Here is a 9310-nt window from a genome sequence, read left to right on the forward strand (position 1 = left end):
CATTGCCGGCAGCATAAAGTCTTTTTACATGACTCAACAAATAGTTTTCCCAACGCAATGCTGTTTTGAGAGAAGGGAGAGTGATTTCAAAACGTCCTCCTTCGACAAGTTCAAAAATCAAAGCAAGACTTACTATGGTTTTGTCCATTTTTGCACAATGGGATTGCAAGGCTTCAGAGAGATCATCCCTTCTGATCTCTTTCTGATGATTTTCCCACCATTCACGAAACATCTCTTGGGCTTCAGCAGAAAAATGCATGGTCGTTGGATGTTGAGAAGATCCTACCGGTTTATCATAAAGAGAACGAAACACTTGTTTATAAGCTTCCCATACCTCTCTATTGGGATATTCATCCCTCCATTCTCTCTCTTTATTGTTATCGGGCCATACCATCAGTTGAAACCGTTGCAATAAACCATCATCGTTTATTCCACGGTTTATCGCTTGTACAATGGGAATAATCCGAGAAGGTTGAATACCTCCTATAATGGAAAGCGTTGCATTGGGAATATAAATTGTTCCACGTTCTATACGGTCATAGGTATAAGGAGAATTTCCATTAAAAGCCGTCAGATAAAAAGAACGGTCTGTCTGATATTCCTTAAGCTCCAAGTTTGCTAAAAAACCAGAAAGTTCATCACGGACCATTAATAACCCCCGCGGGTTTTCTTTGAGTAATTCCCCAAATTTTTCTACCATCGTATCATTAACAATAAAATTCTGTTTTACAAGAATGTTATCATCATCATCTCTTCTATGAGTAAGAAACTAAATAATGTGCGAAATGATTTGTGCAATCATATTCGCAACATTGGAAAAAATAGGGATTTATCATTATTTATTGATACAGAGCGCGGTATTATAGCAAATGATTTGCTTCACTATAGTTAGTAAGCATTTTTTATTACAGCCGCCCTATTTATACCAAATAAATCAAAGTACAATTTGGCTACGGAAATTTTTTCTTTGCATGAAGCACACGCAAAATACGTACAACACCATTTGAAATATCATAAATCATGATATAATTCGGATGCACAACAAGTTCACGTGTATTTATAATTCGCCCTAAACGACCAAGAGTAGGAAATTTAACGAGTTTTTCTACCTTTTCAGATAAAAGTTTATCAAATTTTAAGGCAGAAGAAGGGTTATCTTGTGCTATATACTCACGTATTTTTTTGCGATCAACGTGTGCTATTCGTGTCCAAATTATCTTCATAAAGTTGGTCTATTTAGCTTACGTTGTATTTCAAAGCGCCATTCTTCTGCTTCTGCTTCAATTTCTTCAGAAGATATTACATCGCCTGTATTAGCAGAATTTATCCCAAGTTGAACCTGTTCACGAAACCATAATTCGTGTGCACTCTTTTCTTTTTGTTCTTTGACGATATCACGCATATAATCTCGTAACAGTTGTGCACCGGACCTATCACATGCTTTCGCTGCTTTGGAAAATTCATTTTTTAATACATCATCAACGCGAAAGGTAAATGTTGTTTCAGCCATTTTACTACCACTTAATGTGTTACAATATAATTCTAATGTAATACATCTTTACTATTTCTTCAATAGGTGCTTTTAAATAGATATTTTACATCTATTTTGCATTTTCATATCAAGAAAACGATTATTTTTTTATGCAATAATATATCAGTTTTAATCTAAATTGGCATTTTTACTGAACATACTAAACACCCCGCAAGGCGCCGGTAATGTTTTGTACATTTGTATAAGCAAATAACATATTCTTATCCTTAAACGTTGCGTCACAGGATGGATTTTGCTATATTCTTATCGGTTTATAAGAGAAAGCCTTGTCCATCCTTATGTGACAAGGTTTTTTTTATGCCACATCACTGAGATGTTGACGTTGCGTTTTGGCTTTTTCAATCACATCCATCAAATCCGATTGTAACCAACGCGATAAAGAACCAAATTTTAAAGGCTTTGGTAAAGATCCATTGGTGACATGCCGACGGAATGTTGAAACGCTTATATGCAATAATTTTGCACTTTCACGGTCTGTAAGAAGAACATCATTTTCAGTCATAATTTATCCTTTCATTCTCAAAAAATGGAAACAAATCAATAAGCATTTATTAACCATATTTTAGAATCATTGGAAAGTAAGTTTGTTCATAAAAAACAGTATTTTATGAGCTATTTTCTCATTTGATAATTTATGAGTCTTATTGAAACGAAATGAGAGAACAAAGAGAGAAAGTTATCCACAGATAATGGAATAAAAATGGGGTACAAGACCCCATCTATTAAGATTGCCCCGTGACATAAGCCGCCCATTTATCCATATAAATACGGCGCTGCTCTAGATAGTCAGTACGACGGTAGGCACGTTCTACTTTACCCCCAACCGTATGACCTAGAATGGTTTCTGCTACCTCATAGGGAGCATCAGTTGTTTCTGCTAGCCAATCGCGTAAACTAGACCGAAAACCATGCGGGCAGGCTTCAAGTCCAGCTTTTTGCATGTAGTTTGACATGCAATTTTTTGCAAGAGGACCACGACCAGTTGTAGAAAAAAAGAAATCATTGCGAGATAGCAAGCGTGCTTGTTTTAAAATTTCCAATGCTTCGGTTGATAAAGGCACGCGAAACTCTGTTGTAGCATCGCGCCTTCCTTTCATATTCTCAGCAGGGATGGTCCATATATCTCCATCAACTTGATCTTTATGGATATGACACAAGGGATATGTACGAACACCTGTAAGGATAAGTAGACGCAAAGCCAGTTGAGTTAGGGTTGTTGTTTCGCAGAGTGTTTTATAAAAAGCCGGTATCTCTTTCCAATCCATTGCAGGCATATTCGTAGCTTTATACCTTTGTTTCCCTAAAAGAGCTTTTGCTTTTTCTGTTGCTTGTAAATCAACATCCACACCCAAGGCAGCAGCATGTTTAAGACAAATATTGAGACGGTTCAGTGCTTTACGAGCTGTATCAGCTTTTATATGCCAGATGGGAGCAAGAACTTTGCGTATATCGGTTTGTGTAATTTCTGAAACCGGTAGGCAGCCTAATTTAGGGAGGATATAAAGACGTAAAGGTAAAAACCAATCTCCATTTTTACCATCTCCTTTTAGTTCAGCTTTACGGCTTTCAAAAGCATCCAAAGCAATATCTTTTAGATAATGCAGATTGCGCATTGCCTCACGCTTTTGTTTTTCACGTTCATTAATGGGGTCACGACCCTCATTCAAAACAGAACGCCATTGGGTTGCCAATTCACGTGCTTTTTTTAAAGAGACATCTCTTAAAGTACCCAAGCCCATTTCACGACGCCGTCCGCGGATAGTATAGCGTAAAAGCCATTGAGCACCACCATCTTTACGCTTATGAAGTAACAAGCCGGCACCATCATTATATTTGCCAGCTCCCAATGTTGCGACAGCCCTTGCATTAAGACGATTCATTAAAGGCATTTTTGTTCCTTTCTAAACGGTTTTCTATCCACACGATAACCCCGCTTGTGACGTGCAAATAAGTGACTTTAATTGATACAAAATGGAATGATTTGAGATGAGAGAATCTTACAATATTCGGGTCTTTCATTCAACATGCAAAACAGTAAATTATCATTATGAATCAATGGGTTGCCCTAAAATTATAGGGCAGTTAAGAGAGCCAAATGGTCGTATATCACGAGCAAAATCACCACGTGAAGCCGTTGATACATTAGCAATAGAAATGCGTGCAAAGCGCTTTGGTTTAATGCTACAAGAGGCAAAAAATCCGCTTGCTGGCTCTTATATCGGGCGGCTTTGTTTGCAAGGCGTGCTTACACAAGATCAATATGATGCTGCTCAAAAATATCTACAGATAAGAAACAATTATCTTTGTGCAAAAGGCTTGCCAAGCGCTGTTTTTAACGAAATGCCTTCATCAACTGATGATAAGGCAAGGGACAAATGGGTAGAATTTGCTACAGAGCAGTTTTTCAATATGCAAGAGGTAATAAAAGAAGCACAATGCCTCTATAGACAGTATAACCTTTACGCCGCTATACAATATCTTGTTATAGAAGACCAAATGCTCCCGCATCTTGTGAGTTCATTACGTGTCGCTCTTAATGCGCTTCAGAAGCATTTTCATTAGAGTTTTCTTTTTTATCAGGTATGCTCTTAGGTGTACGATAAATATAAGAGACGCACCATAATATTCCTAATATTATTGCTGCTATTGCGCCCCAACGGCTCCAAATAAACAGGGGCAACAATATAGCTATTGCGCAATAGAATTCAATTATACCTGAAATCGTGCCTTTAAGATCTTTTTTCTGGTTGTCGAATGTGTTTATTAAAATAAATGAAACGATAAAATAGATGAACGTTATGGGAAAAACTGTTATTAATATATTCTCTATTAGAGGAGACTTTTGCTCAAAGTAATGTATTGACACAATCTGCGATGATATAAATGGTGGTAAAGATACTGTAGCGCAGAATGCAAATGTTTCTTTCCATGTTCTATCGCATGATTGAAGGACATAAATTGCATGAATTGCAATTAGTATAGTCAGTATTAGTGTAGTTAATGTCCATCCTAAGTAATGGAATCCCAGTCCTATTAGGGCAATAACACATATCAGTCCAATGGTGTCACTACTCTCTTCTAAGAATGCCGATATACCTCTAATAATTAAGGGCAATAGTAGGAGCAATATTATAACACCTACAATAATTAATATGATTTGTAAGATTCCCAATATTTATATCCTTTTGCATGTTTATACTTTATCGGAGTATCTGTAGCTGATTCACGTTAAATCTATCAATATGTGTTATTTTAGTGTTGACAATGTGTTTCAAATCGTATTTAATGACAGCACTGTACTTGGTCGTATTGTATCTAAACGAGGGGAAGTGCAGTAAGGAAATCCCCGCAAATGCGGGGTTTTTTATTATCGGGAGGGAGTATTTTATGACATCAGAAAATACAGAACAAGCTCCACCAGTCAAACAAAAATGGATACCACCGAGAGCTGGATTAGGTCGTGTTAAAGGCATCCCTAATAAAATGACTCGTATTTTAAAAGAGGCAGTTCTTAAAGCAGCAGAGAATGCTGGTAACAAAATAGGCAATGAGGGGCTTATTTCCTATTTGGAAAAGCAAGCTATGGATTGCCCCGCTGCTTATTTGGCTTTGCTTGGCAAGGTGTTGCCTTTACAGGTTACAGGTGAGGATGGGGGAGCTATAAAGACGATAACGCGTGTTGAGATTGCTCCTTTGGTAAATGACAACCAAACAGATTAGTATTGTACCAAAACTTATACCAGTATTTACAGGTAAGGCGGCGGTTCGTGCTGCTTGGGGAGGACGGGGGTCTGGAAAGACAAGATCTTTTGCCTTGATGGCAGCTTTAAAGGGCTATCAATTTGGTATGGGGGGTATTTCAGGCACTATTCTTTGTGCTCGTCAGTTCCAGAATTCTCTAGCAGAGAGTTCTTTGGAAGAGATTAAACGTGCCATTGAAGATCATGATTTCTTGAAGGGCTATTACAAGATTGGGGAGTCTTCGATTAAGTCGAGAGATGGTCGTATAGCCTTTCAGTTTTCAGGTCTTGACCGCAATGTAGCGAGCATCAAGTCGATGGGGCGTATTTTGCTTTGCTGGGTTGATGAAGCAGAGCCTGTCACAGAGACAGCTTGGCAAACGCTCATACCGACTTTACGTGAGGAAGGGGAGGGATGGCGTGCAGAATTATGGGTGACATGGAATCCATTGCGTGAAAATGCCCCCGTTGAGAAGCGATTTCGCTTTTCTGATAATGAGGCAATCAAACGTGTTGAGATCAATTGGTCAGATAACCCGAAGTTTCCAAAGATCTTGAATGAAGCACGTTTGGATGATCTTAGAAACCGACCAGAGAGCTATAAGCATATTTGGGAAGGGGGCTACTTAACCGCCGTTCAGGGTGCTTACTTTCAACAAGAGATGTTAGCAGCCGAGCAGGAGGGGCGGATAGGGCGTGTTTCTCGTGATCCTTTAATGCAGATACGGGCTTTTTGGGATATTGGGGGCACGGGCGCCAAAGCAGATGCGACGGCAATATGGATAGCACAGTTTGTAGGACGCGAAATCAGGGTTCTTGATTATTACGAAGCACAAGGGCAGCCGTTATCGGAGCACATAGGCTGGTTGCGTCAAAATGGTTACGAAAAGGCATTGATGGTTTTGCCTCATGATGGAGCGACAAGAGACCGTGTGCACAATGTGAGTTTTGAGAGTGCACTTAAAAATGCGGGCTTTCAAACAAAAGTTATTCCCAATCAGGGAACGGGTGCAGTCAAGATACGTATAGAAACAGTTCGTCGTGTTTTGCCTTCTGTTTGGTTTAACGAAGCAACCACGGTAGCAGGGCGCAAGGCACTGAATTGGTATCACGAGAAATGGGATGAGAAGCGCAATATAGGTTTGGGGGCAGAGCATGATTGGTCCAGTCATGGAGCAGATGCCTTTGGCTTAATGTGCATTTCATACAAACCACCACAAGAAAGACAGAAACGAGCAGCTTATAGCGGTAGAACAGAATATGAGAGTAGCTCATGGATGGCAGAATGATGCAAGATGATGAGACATTAGAGCAGGAAGAAAGAAAAGCTTCTGATCTCTCCAGTGACTGTTTGTTTCGCAAGCTTGTAAGTTGGTACAAAGAAGATGTGGAGCATGTGAATAAATGGCGTGAACATGCTCGTGAGGATTTTGCTTTTTACAATGGTGATCAGTGGGATGAGAAGGATTTATCGGTTTTAAAGGAGCAACGCCGCCCTGTTATGACCTTTAATCGTATTGCTCCGCTTGTGAATGCAGTTGTGGGCTCTGAACGCAACAATAAGCGTGAAGTGCAATTTATTCCTAGGCAAATAGGGAAGGCATTGCCAAGTGAATTGCTTACTGGGGCGGCGGAATGGTTTAGGGATATGGCGCATGCTGAATACGCGGATTCCGATGCTTTTCAGGACGCTGTCATTTGTGGGATGGGGTGGACAGATACACGGCTTGATTATGAAAATAATCCCGATGGAGAGCCGGTTATCACGCGTTTAGACCCGTTAAAAATGGTTTGGGATAGCGCGGCTGTTCAACCAAATTTAACCGATGCGCAACGCATGTGGTATGTTGACCGCAAGCCTTTAGAAGTTGCTAGACAGATGTTTCCAGAATGCCATTGGACAGAGCTCAATGCGGATTGGGCGCGGGATGGTATGGGTTATGAGGGTGTTCATCATAACGACCTTGAATATTACAGTGATGACAAAAGCGTTGATGTTGAAAACGGTCGACGCATGGTCACGCTTGTTGAATGCCGTTGGTTTGAAAGCGAGCGATATTACAAGGCACCTGATTTAGAAACGGGTGAATTGCGTGATTATAGCGAAGAGGAATTTAAGCAATTCCAATGCATGATGCCTAATATTCAAGGGGCGGCTTTCAATAAAAAGGTTGTAAGACGTGCTTTTTTAGGGAGGAAATTGCTTGAATCTCCCGATCAACCATTGGTTCCAGCTGGTCAATTGGGTTGGGAGTGTATAACGGGATATTTTGACAAGATAGAACGGCAATTTTATGGGGTTGTACGTCCTACAAAAGACCCGCAACGGTGGGCGAATAAATATTTCAGTCAAGTGATGTATATCCTTAATAGCCAATCCAAAGGGGGGCTTATTGTCGAGGAAGGGGCGTTTAAGGACATCAGGCAGGCTATGCAAGATTGGGCGCGGGCTGATGCGTTGCTCGTTGCTGAAGATGGCGCCCTTGCAGCTGGTAAGATTCAACCCAAACCCGTAGCAGAATTTCCAACGGGTTTTTTCCAGCTTTTTAATGAAGCAAAAGAAGCTATCAATCAGGTGACGGGTTTATCACCTGAGTTCATCGGCACAAGAGAAGTCACACAGGCAGGCATTCTTGAAGCACAGAGGCGTCAATCGAGCCTTAATCTACTTGCTTGTTTGTTTGATGGTTTGCGTTTGTATCGCAAGCGTCAAGGTAAGATTATCCTCCATTTGATACAGAATTATCTGTCTGATGGTCGTTTGGTGCGGATATCAGGAGAAGAGAACGCGCAATATATCCCATTAACCCGTGAAGAGGTTATGAGTGTTGATTATGACATTGTCGTTGATGATGCGCCAACCAGCCCGAACGAAAAAGAGCGTACCTTTGGTATTATCACACAGCTGTTACCGTTGCTTCAAAACGCGATTACACCGGATATCATGCTTGATTTGTTGCGTTATTCGCCTTTGCCGGCATCATTACTCAATCGTGTGAGTGAGAAGTTCCAACAGCAACAACAGATGGCGCAACAACAGCAACAAATGAATCCCGAACAGGAAATGAAGTTGCAGGAAAAGCAGCAGGACATTGCAGCAAAAGCACAGATGCAACAGATGGATTTACAAGGCAAGCAGATTGATCTGTTCATGCGGCAGGAAAGAGCGAAATTAGAAGCGGAGCTCATGCAAGAGAAGCATGAATTAGAGCGACAACGTATAATGTTAAAAAATATAATAAATTCAATGGATTATATGTATTTATTTTATTTGAATCCCCTTAAGAATCCACACTTTTATGCACGATTCAATTGACCATTTTTTACAAACAATAGCCATCTATAAACAGACCATAAAAAGCAAATCATGATGCCAATGTTATAACGCATGTGAGCATTCAAATGAAATGAAAAGCAGCTATCATTCATAACATCTCATAAATTTTATAAGACGCTTTTATCATAATAAATCGCATTGTTAAAACGCAATTGAATATGAGAGCTTGTTTAAATGCAAAGATTTGAAATGTTTTCTTTTGAAAGGGGTTAATCCAAATTTGGATTGGCTAATTTTACTCACCTCAAAAATGAGGGCATTGTTATGAATACGTTTCAAAAGAGGTTTATAATCATCACAGAGTTAATAGGCTTTTTTCATTCAAATGTGATGATCTAAAAGAGTGCTTTCAGAAGCATTCATTTATATTATTTTGGATAAGTTTTTATAAAGAGACTAGAGAACTTGTAATATGATACGCTTTGTATATATGTATTTATGCCTCCATTATGGATAAAATTTGAATGAAATATAAAAAGCCGCGTCATATAAATTGGCACGGCTTTCTTTTTTGTACTTTTTTCTTTTGAGATGGCATTAACTCATAAAAAGCACCCCCGCGTTTGTTGTTTATTCTTCTGTCTCAATTTTCTCAATAAGCTCCATAAGAATATCACTTTTGTAAACTTCCTTATTTTGGGGAACCTCCTTAATCTTACTTTGTCTATTGAGAAGCGCCCT

The 9310-nt window shown here is 39.6% G+C and carries 8 protein-coding genes and 1 pseudogene; 4 read left to right on the forward strand and 5 right to left on the reverse strand.

What is annotated here, in order from left to right:
- The 5 genes and pseudogenes from J7R12_RS08260 to J7R12_RS08280 form a co-directional block, all read right to left on the reverse strand.
- Positions 1–754, reverse strand: a pseudogene (locus tag J7R12_RS08260) (DUF3987 domain-containing protein); the annotation flags it as partial.
- Positions 755–950: 196 nt separating this feature from the next.
- Complete coding sequence (locus J7R12_RS08265; RefSeq protein ID WP_126603188.1) at positions 951–1223, reverse strand: type II toxin-antitoxin system RelE/ParE family toxin; 273 nt, start codon at positions 1221–1223, stop codon at positions 951–953.
- Complete coding sequence (locus tag J7R12_RS08270; protein ID WP_126603190.1) at positions 1220–1510, reverse strand: CopG family ribbon-helix-helix protein; 291 nt, start codon at positions 1508–1510, stop codon at positions 1220–1222. Before J7R12_RS08270 ends, J7R12_RS08265 begins: the two co-directional genes overlap by 4 nt.
- A 337-nt stretch (positions 1511–1847) precedes the next feature.
- Positions 1848–2054, reverse strand: a complete 207-nt coding sequence (locus tag J7R12_RS08275) for a helix-turn-helix transcriptional regulator (RefSeq protein WP_004865664.1) — start codon at positions 2052–2054, stop codon at positions 1848–1850.
- 220 nt (positions 2055–2274) lie between these two features.
- Positions 2275–3441, reverse strand: coding sequence for a tyrosine-type recombinase/integrase (locus tag J7R12_RS08280; RefSeq protein ID WP_126603192.1), 1167 nt, complete (start codon positions 3439–3441; stop codon positions 2275–2277).
- Positions 3442–3607: 166 nt separating this feature from the next.
- Here J7R12_RS08280 and J7R12_RS08285 point away from each other — a divergent pair, with 166 nt between their 5' ends.
- From J7R12_RS08285 to J7R12_RS08300, 4 genes are all read left to right on the forward strand, one after another.
- On the forward strand, positions 3608–4114 hold the full coding sequence (locus J7R12_RS08285; protein ID WP_126604030.1) for a hypothetical protein: 507 nt from the start codon (positions 3608–3610) through the stop codon (positions 4112–4114).
- Positions 4115–4939: 825 nt separating this feature from the next.
- Positions 4940–5272, forward strand: coding sequence for a hypothetical protein (locus tag J7R12_RS08290; RefSeq protein ID WP_126603194.1), 333 nt, complete (start codon positions 4940–4942; stop codon positions 5270–5272).
- Entirely contained in the window at positions 5253–6581 is a 1329-nt protein-coding gene (locus J7R12_RS08295) for a PBSX family phage terminase large subunit (RefSeq protein ID WP_126603196.1), read from the forward strand. Before J7R12_RS08290 ends, J7R12_RS08295 begins: the two co-directional genes overlap by 20 nt.
- Positions 6566–8608: a portal protein gene (locus J7R12_RS08300; RefSeq protein WP_234924865.1), complete on the forward strand. Its 2043-nt coding sequence runs from the start codon at positions 6566–6568 to the stop codon at positions 8606–8608. The genes J7R12_RS08295 and J7R12_RS08300 overlap by 16 nt, the downstream gene beginning before the upstream one ends.
- Positions 8609–9310 lie beyond the last annotated feature (702 nt).

The organism is Bartonella vinsonii subsp. vinsonii, from assembly GCF_902825235.1.
GTDB classification, from domain to species: Bacteria; Pseudomonadota; Alphaproteobacteria; order Rhizobiales; family Rhizobiaceae; genus Bartonella; species Bartonella vinsonii.

Bases quoted from the DNA above. Each gene is read 5' to 3' on its own strand.
- J7R12_RS08275 (WP_004865664.1), bottom strand. From the start codon at position 2,054: ATGACTGAAAATGATGTTCTTCTTACAGACCGTGAAAGTGCAAAATTA.
- J7R12_RS08300 (WP_234924865.1), top strand. From the start codon at position 6,566: ATGGATGGCAGAATGATGCAAGATGATGAGACATTAGAGCAGGAAGAA.
- J7R12_RS08265 (WP_126603188.1), bottom strand. From the start codon at position 1,223: ATGAAGATAATTTGGACACGAATAGCACACGTTGATCGCAAAAAAATA.
- J7R12_RS08295 (WP_126603196.1), top strand. From the start codon at position 5,253: ATGACAACCAAACAGATTAGTATTGTACCAAAACTTATACCAGTATTT.
- J7R12_RS08285 (WP_126604030.1), top strand. From the start codon at position 3,608: ATGGGTTGCCCTAAAATTATAGGGCAGTTAAGAGAGCCAAATGGTCGT.
- J7R12_RS08290 (WP_126603194.1), top strand. From the start codon at position 4,940: ATGACATCAGAAAATACAGAACAAGCTCCACCAGTCAAACAAAAATGG.
- J7R12_RS08280 (WP_126603192.1), bottom strand. From the start codon at position 3,441: ATGCCTTTAATGAATCGTCTTAATGCAAGGGCTGTCGCAACATTGGGA.
- J7R12_RS08270 (WP_126603190.1), bottom strand. From the start codon at position 1,510: ATGGCTGAAACAACATTTACCTTTCGCGTTGATGATGTATTAAAAAAT.